General features: G+C 68.9%; 15 protein-coding genes. 6 read left to right on the forward strand and 9 right to left on the reverse strand.

Translation table 11 applies throughout. The features are described 5' to 3' along the window. Window positions 1-47 precede the first annotated feature (47 nt). A complete protein-coding gene (locus tag AB0M24_RS15830; RefSeq protein WP_363766934.1) occupies window positions 48-1568 on the forward strand; it encodes a helicase HerA-like domain-containing protein in 1521 nt (506 codons plus the stop codon). Here AB0M24_RS15830 and AB0M24_RS15835 read toward each other — a convergent pair. Then, complete coding sequence (locus tag AB0M24_RS15835) at window positions 1500-2765, reverse strand: MFS transporter (RefSeq protein ID WP_363766937.1); 1266 nt, start codon at window positions 2763-2765, stop codon at window positions 1500-1502. The two genes, AB0M24_RS15830 and AB0M24_RS15835, sit on opposite strands and share 69 nt — an antisense overlap. A 71-nt stretch (window positions 2766-2836) precedes the next feature. Here AB0M24_RS15835 and AB0M24_RS15840 point away from each other — a divergent pair, with 71 nt between their 5' ends. Continuing rightward, window positions 2837-3772 (forward strand): helix-turn-helix domain-containing protein, encoded by a 936-nt coding sequence (locus tag AB0M24_RS15840; protein ID WP_363766940.1) that lies wholly within the window; start codon window positions 2837-2839, stop codon window positions 3770-3772. Window positions 3773-3775: 3 nt separating this feature from the next. Here AB0M24_RS15840 and AB0M24_RS15845 read toward each other — a convergent pair whose 3' ends face one another. From AB0M24_RS15845 to AB0M24_RS15860, 4 genes are all read right to left on the reverse strand, one after another. After that, on the reverse strand, window positions 3776-6400 hold the full coding sequence (locus tag AB0M24_RS15845; RefSeq protein WP_363766943.1) for a BTAD domain-containing putative transcriptional regulator: 2625 nt from the start codon (window positions 6398-6400) through the stop codon (window positions 3776-3778). Continuing rightward, window positions 6397-7905, reverse strand: coding sequence for a PH domain-containing protein (locus tag AB0M24_RS15850; RefSeq protein WP_363766946.1), 1509 nt, complete (start codon window positions 7903-7905; stop codon window positions 6397-6399). The genes AB0M24_RS15845 and AB0M24_RS15850 overlap by 4 nt, the downstream gene beginning before the upstream one ends. Further along, window positions 7902-8390: a PH domain-containing protein gene (locus tag AB0M24_RS15855; protein ID WP_363766949.1), complete on the reverse strand. Its 489-nt coding sequence runs from the start codon at window positions 8388-8390 to the stop codon at window positions 7902-7904. The genes AB0M24_RS15850 and AB0M24_RS15855 overlap by 4 nt, the downstream gene beginning before the upstream one ends. A gap of 117 nt (window positions 8391-8507) precedes the next feature. Beyond that, window positions 8508-8642 carry a hypothetical protein gene (locus AB0M24_RS15860; protein ID WP_363766952.1) on the reverse strand — a complete coding sequence of 45 codons (135 nt, stop codon included), beginning with the start codon at window positions 8640-8642 and terminating at the stop codon, window positions 8508-8510. 30 nt (window positions 8643-8672) lie between these two features. Here AB0M24_RS15860 and AB0M24_RS15865 point away from each other — a divergent pair, with 30 nt between their 5' ends. Beyond that, window positions 8673-9911 carry a helix-turn-helix transcriptional regulator gene (locus AB0M24_RS15865; RefSeq protein WP_363766955.1) on the forward strand — a complete coding sequence of 413 codons (1239 nt, stop codon included), beginning with the start codon at window positions 8673-8675 and terminating at the stop codon, window positions 9909-9911. A 207-nt stretch (window positions 9912-10118) separates the two neighbouring features. Here the strand turns inward: AB0M24_RS15865 and AB0M24_RS15870 are convergent, their stop codons facing one another. Genes AB0M24_RS15870 through AB0M24_RS15880 form a run of 3 tightly spaced genes read right to left on the reverse strand, consistent with a single transcriptional unit; the run spans window position 10119 to window position 13231 of the window. Then, entirely contained in the window at window positions 10119-11447 is a 1329-nt protein-coding gene (locus AB0M24_RS15870) for a LuxR C-terminal-related transcriptional regulator (protein ID WP_363766958.1), read from the reverse strand. 30 nt (window positions 11448-11477) lie between these two features. Further along, on the reverse strand, window positions 11478-12977 hold the full coding sequence (locus tag AB0M24_RS15875; protein WP_363766961.1) for an AMP-binding protein: 1500 nt from the start codon (window positions 12975-12977) through the stop codon (window positions 11478-11480). Between the two features lie 53 nt (window positions 12978-13030). Continuing rightward, window positions 13031-13231: a hypothetical protein gene (locus AB0M24_RS15880; protein WP_363766963.1), complete on the reverse strand. Its 201-nt coding sequence runs from the start codon at window positions 13229-13231 to the stop codon at window positions 13031-13033. A gap of 176 nt (window positions 13232-13407) precedes the next feature. On the opposite strand from AB0M24_RS15880, the gene AB0M24_RS15885 reads away from it, so the two are divergent. Further along, entirely contained in the window at window positions 13408-14595 is a 1188-nt protein-coding gene (locus tag AB0M24_RS15885; RefSeq protein ID WP_363766966.1) for an FAD-dependent oxidoreductase, read from the forward strand. Here the strand turns inward: AB0M24_RS15885 and AB0M24_RS15890 are convergent. Further along, window positions 14592-15059 carry a MarR family transcriptional regulator gene (locus tag AB0M24_RS15890; RefSeq protein ID WP_363766969.1) on the reverse strand — a complete coding sequence of 156 codons (468 nt, stop codon included), beginning with the start codon at window positions 15057-15059 and terminating at the stop codon, window positions 14592-14594. The genes AB0M24_RS15885 and AB0M24_RS15890 overlap by 4 nt on opposite strands. Window positions 15060-15141: 82 nt before the next feature. Here AB0M24_RS15890 and AB0M24_RS15895 point away from each other — a divergent pair, with 82 nt between their 5' ends. Both AB0M24_RS15895 and AB0M24_RS15900 read left to right on the forward strand, forming a co-directional pair. Further along, window positions 15142-15723, forward strand: coding sequence for an NAD(P)H-dependent oxidoreductase (locus AB0M24_RS15895; RefSeq protein ID WP_363766972.1), 582 nt, complete (start codon window positions 15142-15144; stop codon window positions 15721-15723). Between the two features lie 10 nt (window positions 15724-15733). Continuing rightward, window positions 15734-16120 carry an NUDIX domain-containing protein gene (locus AB0M24_RS15900; RefSeq protein WP_363766975.1) on the forward strand — a complete coding sequence of 129 codons (387 nt, stop codon included), beginning with the start codon at window positions 15734-15736 and terminating at the stop codon, window positions 16118-16120. Window positions 16121-16132: the final 12 nt, after the last annotated feature.

Below are 16132 nucleotides of genomic sequence, written 5' to 3' on the forward strand. Positions count from 1 at the left end.
TCAACTTCGAGTGGCGGCGTGCAGCAACCTGGTTACGCTCCTCGTGCATGACGGCTCAGGGTGACATCGCTGCTGGGTACGCGTCCGAGAGCGCGGCCATTGAACTTGGTGCTGTTCTGGTCGACGGATCCGTGGAGTCGACCGCGCACGTCCGCATCCCGTTGTCCATGGTCAACCGGCACGGACTTGTCGCGGGGGCAACAGGAACCGGCAAGACCAAGACCCTGCAGCTGCTCGCCGAGCAGCTGTCCAACAACGGCGTGCCGGTGCTGATGGCCGACGTGAAGGGCGACTTGTCCGGTCTGTCGCAGCAGGGCACCGAGAGCGACAGGACCAAGACGCGCGCCGCGGACACCGGCGACGACTGGCAGCCGCAGAACTTCCCCGTGCAGTTCCTGTCGATCGGCACCGGCGGTCTCGGCGTGCCGCTGCGGGCGACGATCACCAGCTTCGGGCCGATCCTGCTGTCGAAGGTGCTGGGCCTGAACGACACCCAGGAGTCGACGCTCGGCCTGATCTTCCACTGGGCGGACTCGCGCGGCCTGCCGCTGCTCGACACGAAGGACCTGCGCAGCGTCATCCAGCACCTCACCAGCGACGAGGGCAAGGAGGACCTGAAGGGCATCGGCGGTGTGTCGAGCAGCACAGCGGGTGTGATCCTGCGCGCTCTGGTCAACCTGGAGGCGCAGGGCGGCGACCGGTTCTTCGGCGAACCGGAGCTCGACCCGGCCGACCTGATGCGGCAGCGCGACGGCAAGGGTGTCGTGAGCCTGCTGGAACTGGCCGAGCTGCAGGGCAACCCGGCGTTGTTCTCCACGTTCCTGATGTGGCTGCTGGCGGAGCTGTTCGAGACGCTGCCGGAGGAGGGGGACGTCGAGAAGCCCAAGCTCGTGTTCTTCTTCGACGAGGCGCACTTGCTGTTCTCGAACGCGTCGAAGGCGTTCCTCGACCAGATCACCCAGACCGTGAAGCTCATCCGGTCCAAGGGAATCGGCGTCTTCTTCTGCACGCAGCTGCCGACCGACATCCCGAACGACGTGCTGTCGCAGCTCGGCGCGCGCGTTCAGCACGCATTGCGCGCGTTCACGCCGGACGACCAGAAAGCGTTGGCGCGCACGGTGAAGACGTATCCGACGACGCCGCACTACGACCTGGAGAAGGCGCTCACGTCGCTCGGCATCGGCGAGGCGATCATCACCGTGCTGAGCGAGAAGGGTGCGCCGACACCGGTCGCGTGGACTCGTTTGCGCGCACCGAGGTCGTTGATGGACACCATCGGCAACGACGCGATCAAGCAGGCCGCGCAAGGGTCTGATCTCCACGGCAAGTACGCGGAGACCGTCGACCGCGAGTCGGCCTACGAGCAGCTGATGCAGAAAGTCGCGCCACCGCAAGAAGAACAACAAGCCCCGGAAGCTCCTCCGCAAAGGCACGAGAAGGAGGAACCGGGGCTCGTCGAGAAGGTGCTCGGCAACAGTGCCGTCAAGTCGTTCCTGCGGTCAGCCGGCAGCGCCCTGGCGCGCGAGATCACGCGGGGCCTCTTCGGGACTTCGCGCAAGCGACGCTGACAGCACCGCCGCGCCAATGCAGAGCGCACCCGCGACGTACCAGGCCAGGTCGTAGCTGCCCAGGTGGTCGCGGGTGAGCCCGGCCGCGGACGCCGCCAGGGCTGCACCGAGCTGGTGCGACGCGAACACCCAGCCGAACACGACGGGCCCGGACATGCCGAAGTACTGGCGGCACAACGCCACCGTCGGCGGCACGGTCGCGACCCAGTCCAGGCCGTAGAAGATGATGAACACCAGCATCGACGGGTGCGCCGACTCGCCGAACAGCTGGGGCAGCAGCATCAACGACAGCCCGCGCAGCGCGTAGTACGCGGCCAGCAGCAGCCGCGAGTCCATCTTGTCGGTCAGCCAGCCGGACACGATCGTGCCCACGATGTCGAACACGCCGACCAGCGCGAGCAACCCGGCCGCGGTCGTCGTCGGCATGCCGTGGTCGTGCGCGGCGGGGATGAAGTGCGTGCCCACCAGGCCGTTCGTCGAGGCGCCGCAGATCGCGAACCCACCTGCCAGCAACCAGAACGGCTTCGTGCGCGCCGCAGAACCCAACGCGGTCAGCGCGCGTTTCGCGGCCCCACCGGACGGCGGCGGGGGAGGGTTCTCAGTCGCGCCCAGCGGGAAGAGCCCGACGTCCTTCGGGTACTCGCGCAGGAAGAACGCCGCCAGCGGCACCACGGCCAGCGCGGCGACGCAGATCAGCAATGCCGCGGTCCGCCACCCGTAGGAGTCGGCGAGCCACGCCACCAGCGGCAGGAACACCAGCTGCCCGGCCGCGCCACCGGCCGTCAGCACACCCGTGACCAGGCCTCGGTGCTTGACGAACCACCGTCCGGTGATCGTCGCGACGAACGCCAGCGCCATCGAGCCCGTGCCCAGGCCGACGACGACACCCCAGAGCAGGACCAGCTGCCACGACGCCGTCATGAACACCGTGAGCCCGCTGCCGATGGCGACCATCGTCAACGCGAAGGTCACCACGACCCGCACACCGAACTTGTCCATCAGCGCGGCCGCGAACGGCGCGGTCAACCCGAACAGCAACAGGTTGATCGAGATGGCGAGCGAGATCGTGCCGGTCGTCCAGCCGAACTCCGCCCGCAACGGCTCGATCAACGCACCCGGTGCCGCGCGGAACGACGCGGCACCGACCAAGGCGATGAAGGACACGCCTGCGACAACCCAGGCCCAATGCAGTCTCACGCCGACAAGGTTCGGCGATGAGCGGTCCTGCGACCAGTGGCCCGATGGCCAACATGTGAAAGAATCAGGCCATGCACCGCATCGCCGTCCTCGCGCTCGAACCGTCGGTGGCTTTCGACCTCGGCAGCTCGACGCACATGTTCGCCCGGCTCGGCGACCTGTACGAGGTCGTCGTCTGCTCGCCGGACCGCCGCCCGATCCCGACCAGCGGCGGCTTCACCATCGCGCCCGAGCACGGCTTGGAGGCCCTCCAAGACGCCGACACGGTGCTGGTGCCCGGCACCTACTACAAGCCGGCCCGCGAAGGCTGGCTCGAACCGGCCGTCCTCGAGGCGCTGACCACCACGAACGCGCGCCGGATCATGTCGATCTGCACCGGCGCGTTCGTGCTCGCCGCCGCCGGGCTGCTCGACGGCAGGCCCGCGACCACCCACTGGAACACCACCGACGAGTTCCGCGCGCTCTACCCGAAGGTGCGGCTCAACCCGGACGTGCTGTTCATCGACGACGGCGACGTGCTGACCTCGGCGGGAGTCGCCGCGGGCATCGACCTGTGCCTGCACGTCATCAGGTCCGACCACGGCAGCGAGGTGGCGAACTGGATCGCCCGCTACTGCGTCGTGCCGGCGTGGCGGCAGGGCGGCCAGTCGCAGTTCGTCGACCGGCCCGTGCCGAGCTACCCGGACACGTCGACCGCGCTGGCGCGCGAATGGGCCTTGGAGCGCCTCCAAGAACCGCTCGACCTGGCCGGGATGGCCGCGCAGGCGCGGATGAGCGTGCGGACGTTCACGCGGCGGTTCCGCGCCGAGACGGGGATGTCGCCGGGGCAGTGGCTGACGCAGCAGCGGGTGGAGCGGGCGCGGCACCTGCTGGAGTCGACGGACCTGCCGGTGGACCAGGTGGCCCGGCACGCCGGGTTCGGGACCGGGGCGGCGCTGAGGCAACAGCTGGCAGCGTCGATCGGGGTGTCGCCGACGGCTTATCGCCAGACGTTCCGCACGGCCTGACCGCTAGCGCTCCAGCTTTCCGCGCACCCGATCCGCCTCGGACGTCCCCAGCTCGTCGAAGATCTCCAGCGCCTGCTCCCAGTGCTCAGGAGCACCCTCGGCACCGGCGCCGTCCAGCGCGTCCCCGAGCTGCTCCAGCGACGTCGCCTCGTGCATCCGGCTGCCGTGCTCCCGCGCGAGCCCCAACGCGATCAGCGCACTGGTCTGCGCCTCGGCGAAGTGCCCCAGCTCCAACCGCATCTCCGCCAGGTCGTAGTGGCAGTCGATCACGCCGACGTGGTGCCCGGCCTTCTCGTACAGCGGAAATGCCTCGGTGAACTCCTCTTCCGCCTCGCCGTGCCGCCCCACCCGGCCCAGCAGGCGAGCCAGGTTGTGCCGGATCTGCGCCTCGGTACCCGGCTGGTCCGCCACCAGCGCGGCCTCCTGGTAGCGCTGCTCGGCCTCGTCGTACCGCTCGAGCTCCAACAGCGCGTGGCCCATCGACGAGAGAGTCAGCGCCCGTGCGTTCAAAGCGTTCACGGGCAGCTCGGCGGCCACCGGGAGCGCCAGCGAAGCCCACCGCAGCGCCTCCTCGTAGGAGCCCAGCCGGTGGTGCGCGGCGCTGATGTTGAACAACGTCCGCATCCGCGCCTCGGGCACACCTTCCGTGCACGGCAACGCCACCAGGCAGATCCGCAGCCACGTCGACCAGTCCGCGCGCAGCCACAGGTACCGCGACAGCATGTACGTCAGCTGATGTGCGTGCGTGGGGCGGCCACGAGCAGCAGCGAGCTCGATCGCGCCGATGACGTTCGACAGCTCGACGTCGAACCACGCCATCGCGTCTTCGGGCGTGTCCAACGGCGGAGTCGACGAGGGCCGGTGCCGCACGGGGAAGTCGGTGTCGCTGCGGGGCAACGGCATCAGCGCGTCGGCGAGGTCCGCGCAGTGCAGGTAGTAGTCCAGCAGGCGATCCAGCGCGGTCGAGCGGCCCAGGTCCAGCTCCGCCAGTTCGGCCGCGTAGGCGGCCAGCAGGTCGTGACACCCGAACCGGTCCTCGGCGACCATCTCCAGCAGTCGCGCCTGAACCAGCTCCGCGAGTGACGAGCCGACCCCACCTGCCAACGCCGCCAGCGCATGGACGCCGATGGTCCCGCCACCGGGCACCCCGAACAGCCGGAACAGTCGAGCCGCCGCGGGGGAGAGCTGCTGGTAGGACCACGAGAACACAGCCCGGACATCGGTCGGCGAGTCGTCGGAGCTCAGCACGTCGAGGCTGCCGGCCAGCTCGTCCGCGAGGTCGCGCAACGAGAACGGCGTGGTCGCCGCACGTGCCGCCACCACCGCCAACGCCAACGGCAACCCGGCGCAGCGCGAGACCAGATCGCGCACCGCTTCGGGTTCAGCCCGCAGCCGCGCGACGCCGAGATGGCGCGCGAGCACGACCTCGGACTCCGGCCGGGTCAACGTCGAGAGCGTCAGACGAGCACTTTCCAAGCCGGACAGGCGATTGCGGCTCGTCACCACCACGAGACAACCGGGGCTCGACGGCAACAACGGCAGCACCTGGCCGACATCCCGTGCGTTGTCCAGCAGCACCAACACTTTCCGGTCGGCGAGCACTGAGCGGAACAACGACGAACACGCGTCCACAGTGGACGGAACGTCGGCGACCTGCAGGGCGTCGAGAAAGCCGCGCAGCACGTCCACCGGCCGCGCCGGTGCCGAGTGCGGGTCGAACCCGCGCAGGTTCACGTGCAGCTGGCCGCCCGGAAACCGAGACGCCACGGCATGACACCAGCTCACGGCCAGAGTCGTCTTGCCGACACCGGCAGTTCCGTCGATCACCACCACCGAGCCGCCACCGACGGAGTCGAGCAGCTCCAGCTCGGACGAACGGCCGGCGAAGTGCGGGTTCACCGCGGGCAGCTGGTGCGGCACCGGCAGATCGGCCGCGCCGGTGAGGATGCGCTGGTGCAGGTCGCGCAGGTCCTGGCTCGGCGTGGTGCCGAACGAGGCGAGGTACCTGGTCACGGCCAGGTACGCCTCCCGAGCTTCCCCGGACTGGCCGTCGCGGTGCAACGCGAGGATCAGGTGCGCCCAGAACGTCTCCCGCGCCGGGTGCTCACCGGTGAGAAAACGCAGCTCGGACACCACCGACGCATGCCGCCCGTGCGCCAGGTCGTCCGCGATCCGAGCCTCCAGCGCGGCCAGGCGTTCCTCCGCGAGCGGCGCGATCTCCTCGCGCTGCAACGTCTCCGACACGACGTCGGTGAGCACCGGCCCGCGCCACAACGACAACGCGTCGGCCCACTCACCCGAAGCCACGAGCGAGCGGAACCGGGCCAGATCGAGCTGGTCGGGCCGAACCACGGCCATGTACCCGCCCGGCGCGGTGGCGACGACGTTCGCCTCGCCCAGCGCCTTGCGGAGCCGGTTCATGACCATGTGCACGGTCTTGGCAGCACGATCGGGATTGGGCGGCGCACCGCCGAACAGCCAGTGCAGGATCCGCGAGACGGGCACAACCTCGTTGGCGTGCAACAACAATCCGGCGAGAACGACCTTGCCGTGCCCAGCGGGGAGCGGGACGACCCGCCCCCGCACCGACACGGCCAGGGTGCCGAGCACCCGGAACGCAGCTGTCATTCGTTGACGAGGAACGGGCGCAGCAGGTCCGGCACCGCCTCATCAGCCAGTGCCAGTCCATCGGACTCGCCGACGTCCGTCACGTGGTAGACGCCCGCACCCGCCGCGGTGGTCGCGCCGATCGTCATCAACCCGCTGCGGCGCTGGAAGAACGACCGCCGGATGCGCCAGCCGATGATGCCGGTGCGCTGCAACGCCACGGTCGAGCGGACGAGAGAGTTGTTGCGCGTCACCAGATAGCGGTCGTCCAGAGCGTTGCCGAGCGACCGGTAGTTGTCCCAGCCGACCAGCGCGGCGAACGGGAGGATCGCCACCGGGATCGGCCACGCCCACGACGGCGCGAAGATCGCGAGGCCGGCCGCGATCACGATCCACGGCACCACGTGCCGGATGATGCTGCGGCGCAACGCGGCGAACGGGTGCTTGCGCAGCTTGCGGAGCGTCGGGTCGTCGGCGACCTTCAGCACGTCCTGCGACACCTCGTGCGCCACGGACAGCGGCGCGGGCGGCAGCAGCAGGTTGCTCTCGCCCTTCGAACCCAGGCCCGTGGTCACCGCGGCGAGCTTCGCGCCCTTGCCGAGGCGCACCAGCAGCGGTTCCTGGATGTCGACGCCGCGAAGCCTTTGCTCCTCCACCGAAACCGAGCGGGTGGTGAGCAGACCCCGTTGCACGCGCAGGGTTCCGTCCGGCTCACGGGTCAGCTGGTAGTTCCAGAACTGAAGAACGTAGAGCGGGACGGACAGGATCAGCCCGATCACGACCAGCGCGATCACGAACGCGCCGATCAGCGTGAAGCTCGGGTGCTCGAACAGCCACTCCGACAGGTCCTGGATCGGGTGCAGGCCGAGGTCGTCCGCGTAGTTGGACAGCAGGCCGAACACCGCGCCGATCGCGACCAGGCCGGACAGCGACAGCGGCGCGAACTTCAGCCACTTCAGGTCGAGCCGCGAGATCACCTCGGACTCCGCGACCACCGGCGCCACATCAGGCGCGTCGGCGGACGCCGGCCGCGCGACTGCCTTCTGCAGCAACAACACCCGCAGCCGCTCGGCCTCCGCCGACGTCACCGCGTCGAGCGTGAGACCGTCGGTGCCGGGCACGTCCTGCTGCCCCGTGCCGATCCGCACCGCCGACAGGCCGAAGACGCGGTGGCCCGGCTTGGAGGTGAGGTCGACCGTCCTGATGCGATCGCGCGGGACGGCGAGCTGCTTGCGGGTCAACAACCCCGTGTGCAGCTCGACCTGGTCGTCGGTGATGCGGTACTTGGTGGTGCGCCAGATCAGGTAGCTGAACGCGAGAATCGCCGCCACCGTCACGCCGCTCGCGATGAGCCGCCACTTCTCGCCGTTGCCGGTGATCAGCAGGACGCCGATCGGCACCAGCATCGCGATGCCCTCGTTGAGCGGCCGCACGATCAGCATGCGCACGTGCAGGCGGTGCCACTCCGTCAGCGGTTCGGTGAACTCGGGCGCGGCCGGCAGACCCGCGGGCATTTCCGGGGTCACGTGGCATCACCCGGCGTGGCCTGCGTGGTGTTGGTCAGCTCGACCACGAGCTGCTGCGCCACCTCGTGGTCCAGGCCCTCGATCTCGACGGGACCCGCTGCCGACGCCGTCGTCACCGTGACCGTCGCGAGGCCGAGCATCTGCTGGAACGGCCCGCGCTTGGTGTCGATGGTCTGGATCCGCGACACGGGCGCGACCCGCCACTCCTGGTTCAGCCAGCCGGAGAGGGTGTACACGGCGTCCGGCGTGGTCTCCCAGCGGTGCACGCGGTACCGCCAGCTCGGCTCGACCGCGGTGTGCGCGATCCCGACGACCAGCGTGGCGATCAGCAGGGCGAGCTCCCACGTGGGCGGGGTGTTCACCATCAGGTACACGACGAGCTGGGGGATGAACAGCACCAGCCAGAACACGGCCGCCTGCATCGTCCACAGCAGGACGGACTTGGGACTCACCTGGTGACGAGGCGTGCGCAGTTGCAGAGTCACCCCACAAGGGTGCCTCACCGGTACCTGGCGATGTGGCCAGGTGTGTCAATTGGTGTGTCGGTGCAGAGGTGGTCTTGCTTGCGAGGGAGGCAAGACCACCTCTACCGGGCAAAACGATCAGACCGGCTGGCAGTACGGAGGTGTGAAGACCTCACCGGGCCCGTCCGCGGAGGCCATTCCGGCCGCTGCCACCAGCGCCCCCAAACTGAGGATCACTGCGGCGGCGATTCGAGCGATAGTGTTCAACTTCATTGATGGGCTCCGTTCCGATAGGTGGCGGCCGTGGATGAGGGCAGGAAGTCTTTGACGAGGTTCGGTGCGAGGCTGCGAGCGGTCCGGCTGCAACGCGGTTTGTCGCAAAAGGACCTCGCGTGCCCCGGTGTCTCCATGAGCTACGTGTCGCGCCTGGAGTCCGGCGAGCGCGTGCCGTCGCCCGCTGTCGTGCGCAGGCTGGCCGAGGTGCTCGACGTCGACCCGTCCGAGCTGATGGTCGACGAGGACCGCACCGCGATGCAGGACGAGGCGCTGGCGTGGTGCGAGGCTCTCCTCGCCTACCACGACGGTGACCTGGTGATGGCCGTCGACCTGCTGGAAACGCTGGGAAAGCGGTCCGACGAGGAGATGTTCGGCTGGTGCGTGCGCTGGACGCGCCTGGTCATGCTCGCGCGGCAGCGCGACCACGAAGGTCTGCTGCTGGCGGCGGCGAAGCTGCGCAAGTCCTGGTCTCCCGGTCCGGCGGTGGACGCGTTGGTGGAGATCCTGCGCGCATCCTCGTTGCGGCGCCTCGGCCGGACGGCCGAATCCGTGCGCGCCGCGACCGAGGCCGTTGAGCTGGCGAACGGTGACGGCGAACGGGTGCGTCGGGTGAACACGCGCGCGCTCATCGCGTTGTGCGCGGAGCTCACCGCGGCCGGACGTCTGGCTGACGCCGAACAGGTTGTCGACCAGCTTTCCGTGCGGCTGCCCGAACTCGGCCGCGACCGGCTCGCGATCTCCACGTGGTGGGCGCGCGCCAAGGTCGCGGATCGGCTGGGGGACAGGAGCGAGGCCGCGCACTGCATCCGCGAGGCCGTCGCGATGCTCGACGACTTCGACGGCGATCCCGAGTACCGCTGCCGCGTTCGCCTCGCGGGAGCGTCCATCGCGTTGCGCACTCCCGGCGCGAACCTCGACGAGGTCGTGGCGTTGCTGGACAAGGTGGAGACGACGGTCGCCGCGATGCGCCGGCAGGACGGCCTGCTCGCCCACGCGCGGGCGTTGCGCGCCGAGCTGGCGTTGCGCGACGGCGAGGTCGACAAGGCCCGCGAACTGGCCGAGGAGGCTCTCGCGACGAGGCAGCTCGACGCCGAGCAGCAGCTGCGGTGCCACCTGCTGCTGGTGCGGGCGGCGGACGAGGTCGACCCCGAGGGCAGCACCGGCGCGCGCACGGCCCTGGCCGCGCTGCTGGAGCACATCAACCCCGAGGGCGTTGATCCGCTGCTCTGGCGCGACGTGGCGCGGATTGCTCTGCGCAAGCACTGACCGTCGGCGACGTTGCCCGGCCATGACCGCCCCTCGCTCGTTAACTGGACACCTTGTTAACGGAGCATGACACAGACCAGTTACCCGTCACATCACCCAATTCCACGCCGCCGACGTGGGTAAATCACCCAAGAACCGCGACCACCCCGTCGGCGGCAAGCGACCGAACGGGCGATTGCACCCCTGTCTGGTTGGACCAATTGTCAATTACTTGACAATGGATGACTCGTGGGTGGTCAGGCTCATCCACCACACGATGGCGCCGGAGCGGCCGTTGACGTCAAGCGTGGTGTAGATCCGCTGGAGGTGGTTCTGCACGGTCTTGGGGGACAGTCCGAGCGACTCGGCGATCATCGCCGTGCTCGCTCCGGCCGCCACGAGCCGCAGCACCTCGATGCCGCGTTTGGTGAGCCCGGCTCGCAACGCGCTCGCGATCCGGGTGTTCGTGTGCTCCGCGGTACCGGTCTCGTGCAGCTCGCCGGAGTGCGGCACGCGCACCACCGCGTCCTCGCGCTTGGGCTCGAAACGCCTGTGCGCCAACTGTTCCACGAGTCGCGACGACAGGTCGTGCTCGCGCATCCGCAGCAGATCGCGGCCTTCCTGCAGTTCCCACAACCGGTACTGCTCCAGCTGCAGCCGTGCGTGCCTCAACGCCCGTTCCAGGTTCCCAGATCGTTCGTACGCCTCACTTAGTTGCTGATGGGCGTGCACGGCGACCTCGCGCGCCAGGCAGCTCATCGCGAGCTCGGCGGCCTGCGTCAGCTGGGAGATCTGGTCCTGGTACCGCTTGCGTCCGCCGGACAGCCGGGCGCGCGCCATCAGCGCCTCGGCCCGCGCCACCGGGCGGTTCCTTCCGGCAAGCAACTGGTCAGCGCGCTGCCAGCTGCGGTGCGCGCGGTCAAGTTCACCCAGATCGATGCGCACGTGTGTCAGCAGGACGTTGACCATCGCCATCCGCACCGGATCGCCGACCTGCTTCCACCTGTCCCGCACCTGCGCGCACAACGCCTCCGCGCGCCGCAGCTTGCGCACGCACGGTTCGCCGTCGAGGCTGCAGCGGCTCTCCTCGGTGCGGATCATGCAGTGCTCGTGGTACTGCATGCGCATCACGCGGGCCTGTTCGAACAGCACCGAGCCGATCAGCTCGTTGTCGCCGGTGAGCTCCGCGAGACCGAGCGCCCTGGCGAACGAGTTGAAGCTGCGTTCCCGCGAGTCGAGCCGCAGTTCCACCACAGCGCGGGAAAAGCTGCACCGCGCCTGCAGTCCGATGTGGCGGTTCGCGGCCGCGATCTCCTGCACTCTGTCGATGGTGTCGAGCGCGCTGGGCCACAGCCCGCGCTTGCCCAGTGCCACGGACTGCGTCAGCACGCCCTCGGCGACGCCCTCGACGTCGTCCAACCAGGCGAACGCGGCAACCGCTTTCTCGGCGTACTCCAGCGCTTCACCCGGCCTGCCCTCGTCCAGGGCGATGCGTGCCTCGCGCAGGTTGTGCACAGCGTTGGACCGCGGATCCGCCGTCCTGCTTGGAACCGTCATGTGGATCGAGCCCCTCTCCCGGGGCTGAGCCTAGACCTGGTCGCGCAATTGACGTTTCAACACTTTTCCGGCTGCGTTGCGAGGCAGCTCGTTGACGAAGAAAACATCCCGGGGCACCGAGAACCGCGCCAGGTTCGCCTTCACATGTTCACGTATGTGTTCGGCCGTCAGGGTTTTTGCGCCGACAACGAACGCGACCAAACGCTGGCCGAACTCGTCGTCCTCCACCCCGAGCACGGCGACCTCGGTGACGCCATTCAGGTTCGACAGCAGATCCTCGACCTCGCGCGGGTAGACGTTCTCACCGCCGGACACGATCATCTCGTCGTCACGGCCGGCCACGAACAGCAGACCGTCCTTGAGGTAGCCGAGATCGCCGGTGGACATGAGGCCGTTCAACGACTCCTTGCTCGTGCCGTTGGTGTAGCCGTCGAACAGCATCTCGTTGCCCACGAAGATCCTGCCGGTCTCGCCGGGCGCGACGGGCTTGCCCTGATCGTCCACAATGGCCAGCCGGGTGCCGAGCGGCGGCTGGCCCGCGGTGCCGGGCGACCTGAGCATCTCCTCGGGCGTCGCGATGCTCGCCCAGCTCACTTCCGTTGAGCCGTAGAGGTTGTAGAGCACCGGGCCGAACTCCTCCAGCGTGCGTGCGGCGACCTTCGGCGGCAACGAGCTTCCGCTGGACGCGATGATCCGCAGCTTCGGCCGGTGCGAGGTCTCCAGCATGCGTTGCAGCATCACGGGAACGACGAACATCGCCGTGCACTTCTCGGCGTCCTGCAACGTCTGCGCGGGGTCGAACTTGCGACGCAGCACGAGCGTGGCGCCGAGCACGAGGCCGAGCTGGAAGGCGGCGAGGCCCCAGGCGTGGAAGAGCGGTGAGGTGATCGCGATGACCTCACCGTGGCGCAGCGGGATCCGGGACAGCAGCGCGGCGGCGGGGGCGAGCGACGCGGGTTCCGGCCGGCGCGCGCCTTTCGGGGTGCCGGTGGTGCCGGAGGTCAGGATGATCAGCCGGCCGCGCGGAGGCCTGCGGGGGAGCGGGGCGGTGGGCCCGTTGAGGATCAGCGATTCCAACTCGTCGCTGAAGTACACGGGGAGGTCGGGCAGTGCTTCGGCGAACTCGCGGTCGGCGACGATCCTGTCGATCTTCTGGTCGGCGGCGACCTGGGCCAGTTGTCCTTTGCTCAGACCGGTGTTGAGCAGAACCGCGTCGGCGCCGATCTTCGTGCACGCGGTCATCGTCTCGATGAACCCGCGGTGGTTGCGCAGCAGCAGGCCGACGCGTTCCTTGGCGCGGAAGGCATGCGCGAGCCGGCTCGTGCGCTCGTTCACCTCGGCGTACGTGAGCACGCCGTCGTCGTCGACGATCGCGGCACGATCAGGGTGTCGCCCGGCGCCCGTCTGGTAACCCCACGCCAGCGTGATGTCCCACTGCAGATACCCGCGCACGGTCCCGGACAGGCCGCGCGGGCCCAACGGCCGGATCACTCCGGCTTTGACCAGGGTCAGCAGCACGCGGGTCACCATGAGACCCACTCTGCCACGTACCTACTGGTGAGTAGATAACGGTGTGACGGCAGTCACACGTCGGTCTCGGACGCGGCGACGACGGCTTCACGCAGCGCGGCCCGCAGGCGGCCGACCTCCAGTGGCGTCAGCACGGCTGCCTCTCCCGGCGGCACGTTGATCACGATGTGCCCCTGGCTGACGAACACCGTCAAGTCCCGTCGGCGCGAAGCGATGTCGCGGCAGCTCACCTGCCACTCCTCTTTGGCTCCCACGGGTTTCTTCCTCCAGCTCACTCGGCGCGCCGGCCCGGTGGTTCCGGCGCTCGCGTTGATGAGACGCGTGAAGCCGACGGTCGTGACGAAGTTTTCGCGTTCTCCATCGCGCGACCGTGCCGAGCTGCGGATAGCGTCGCACGTGGGATGAGTCTTGGTCACCTGGAGGGGTGAAAATGGCGGAACCGCAACGCATCGTGATTGTCGGGACGGGCCTCGCCGGTGCCTCCGCCGCCGGAGCGCTGCGAGACCGCGGCTACGGCGGCAAGATCACCATGTTCGGCACCGAGCACCATCGCCCGTACGAACTTCCCGCGCTGTCCAAGGACGTTCTGCTGGGAAAGGCCGGCGAACCGGCGTGGGTGCACGAGCCGACCTTCTACGCCGACAACGAGATCGAGCTCAAGCTCGGCGTGTCGGTGCTGGAGCTGCGGCCCGACGATCACGCGATCGTTGACTCCGATGGAGCAGTGCGTTCCTACGATCGGCTCTTGCTCGCGACGGGATCACGGCCTCGTGTTCTTCCTGGCGCGCAAGGACATGTGCTGCGGACGATCGACGACTCGCTGGCGTTGAGGTCGAACCTGCGCGAGGGCAGGCACGTCGTGATCGTCGGCGCGGGCTGGATCGGCTGCGAGGTGGCGTCCGCCGCGCGCGCCCGCGGTTGCCTCGTCACGGTCGTCGACCCGCTGGCCGAACCGCTGGTCCGCGTGCTGGGCGCCGAGATGGGCCGGATGTTCCGCGGCCTGCACGAGGAGCACGGCGTCGACTTCAAGCTGGGCACCGGAGTCGCGGGTTTCTCGCCGTCGGGCTTGCGGCTGGACGACGGCACCGAGCTCCTGCCGGACGTCACCGTGCTGGCCGTGGGCGCGACCCCGCGTTTGGAGCTCGCCGAAGCCGCCGGTCTGGAGCTGGCCGAAGGTGGCGTGGCGGTCGACGCGACGTTGCGGACGTCCGCGCCCGACGTGTTCGCGGCCGGAGACATCGCGGCGCACGACCATCCGCGTTACGGCCACCGCGTCCGGGTCGAGCACTGGGCGAACGCCAAGGACCAGGGCACGTACGTGGCGGGCCCGTTGCTCGGGCTGGACGAGCCGTACCTGAAGTCGCCGTACTTCTTCACCGACCAGTACGACCTGGGCATGGAGTACCGCGGGCTCGCGGATCCGTCGGACGAGGTCGTGGTGCGCGGTGACCTGGCGAAGCGGGAGTTCATCGCGTTCTGGCTGCGCGACGGGCGGCTGCGGGCGGCGATGAACGTCAACGTCTGGGACCACGGCACGGCGTTGAGCGCACTGGTGGACGCGCAAGCAGCGGTGACTCCCGTTCAGCTGCGGGAAGAGGATCTGGGCTCGCTGGTCTAGATGCAGGAGCCGTGCATGGGGCCCTCGCCGCGCGCGAGGTCCCCGAGCACCTTGAGGATGGTCGCCAGCTCTTCCGGGGTGTAGCGGTCGCGGAAGCCGCGTTCGACCTGGGCGAGCGCGTCCGCGGCCTTCTTCTGCAGCTCGCGGCCGTCGTCCGTGATCACCGGCGTGCGCACCCTGCGGTCCTTGGGGTCGGGCACCCGCTGGATCAGGCCCTGGCGCTCCAGCTTGTCGAGCTCGCTCGTCAGCGTCGTCTTGTCGAGGCCGAGCATCGCGCCGAGCTTGAGCTGCGTGCGCTGGACCTCCTCGTTCGCGAGCGCCTGGAGGATCAGCTGGCTGCGCAGCGAGATGCCGAACTTCTCGATCTCGTCGGCGAACGCGGCGCCGACCCGCTGGGTGGCGCGGTGCAGCAGCCAGTTGAAGTCCCACCGCTCCACACAGGCAGAAATCAGCTGCTCCTCCATGTGGTCCATCCTACATCCCAGGAGAGATGTTCTCGGCTCAGAACATCTTGACTCGGAACTTCTTCACTCGTATGTTCTGAGTATGACCAATCTGCTTCACATCGACTCGAGCATTCGGTACGAGGGGTCCGTGACCCGCGAGGTCTCCGGCTCGTTCGCCGACACGTGGCGGGCGGAGAACCCTGGCGGCGGCTACGTCTACCGGGACCTGCACGCGGCGCCGATTCCGCACAAGGACGGCACCGAACAGGGCATCGCGGCCGAGCTGATGGCCGAGATCGACGCCGCCGACGTGATCCTCATCGGCGCGCCGATGTACAACTACTCGATCCCGTCGACCCTGAAGGCCTGGATCGACCAGGTCGCGACGTCCGAGCACTTCGCCCGCGAGGACGGCACGTTCGCGTGGGGTGGCAAGCGCGTCGTCGTCGTGACCGCGCGTGGTGGCTCGTACAAGCCGGGTACGCCGCGCGAAGGCTTCGACTTCCAGGAGCCGTACCTGCGGGCCGTGCTGTCGATGGTCGGGCTCGACCAGAGCCTGGAGTTCGTGCACGCCGAGATGACGCTGGCGAACGTGGTGCCGCAGCTGCACCAGTTCCGCGAGGTGGCCGTCGAGTCGCTCGCCGACGCGCACCGCGTGGTGAAGGAGCTCGCGTCCGCCTAGTGTCGGTGCCGTGATCGACAAGGTGGCTTGGGTGCACGTCGTGGACGGCCGGGTGCTCGTCGCCCGTTCGCACGGCAAGGACACCTTCTACGTGCCCGGCGGCAAGCGCGAGCCGGGTGAGTCCGACGTCGAGACGCTCGTGCGCGAGATCCGCGAGGAGCTGTCCGTCGACGTCTCCGGACCTGAGTTGCTGGGTGTTTTCGAGGCGCAGGCGCACAGTCGCGCACAGGGGGAGACCGTGCGGATGACCTGCTACACGGCGTCTTTCTCCGGGGAGCTGAAGCCGGCGAGCGAGATCGCCGAGCTGGCGTGGTTCACCGCCGCCGACGCGGACCGGGTCTCACCGGTCACGCGGATCATCTTCACTCATCTGTACGGCGCAGGGCTGCTGTCCTAGGCTGGTAAGCGC

The sequence above is a fragment of the Lentzea sp. NPDC051838 genome, from assembly GCF_040681245.1.
In the GTDB taxonomy this organism is placed as follows: Bacteria; Actinomycetota; Actinomycetes; order Mycobacteriales; family Pseudonocardiaceae; genus Lentzea.

Coding starts and splice junctions, on each gene's coding strand:
- AB0M24_RS15845 (WP_363766943.1), bottom strand. CDS start 6,400: ATGACAGCTGCGTTCCGGGTGCTCGGCACCCTGGCCGTGTCGGTGCGG.
- AB0M24_RS15870 (WP_363766958.1), bottom strand. CDS start 11,447: ATGACGGTTCCAAGCAGGACGGCGGATCCGCGGTCCAACGCTGTGCAC.
- AB0M24_RS15830 (WP_363766934.1), top strand. CDS start 48: ATGACGGCTCAGGGTGACATCGCTGCTGGGTACGCGTCCGAGAGCGCG.
- AB0M24_RS15875 (WP_363766961.1), bottom strand. CDS start 12,977: ATGGTGACCCGCGTGCTGCTGACCCTGGTCAAAGCCGGAGTGATCCGG.
- AB0M24_RS15885 (WP_363766966.1), top strand. CDS start 13,408: ATGGCGGAACCGCAACGCATCGTGATTGTCGGGACGGGCCTCGCCGGT.
- AB0M24_RS15895 (WP_363766972.1), top strand. CDS start 15,142: ATGACCAATCTGCTTCACATCGACTCGAGCATTCGGTACGAGGGGTCC.
- AB0M24_RS15860 (WP_363766952.1), bottom strand. CDS start 8,642: ATGAAGTTGAACACTATCGCTCGAATCGCCGCCGCAGTGATCCTCAGT.
- AB0M24_RS15890 (WP_363766969.1), bottom strand. CDS start 15,059: ATGGAGGAGCAGCTGATTTCTGCCTGTGTGGAGCGGTGGGACTTCAAC.
- AB0M24_RS15840 (WP_363766940.1), top strand. CDS start 2,837: ATGCACCGCATCGCCGTCCTCGCGCTCGAACCGTCGGTGGCTTTCGAC.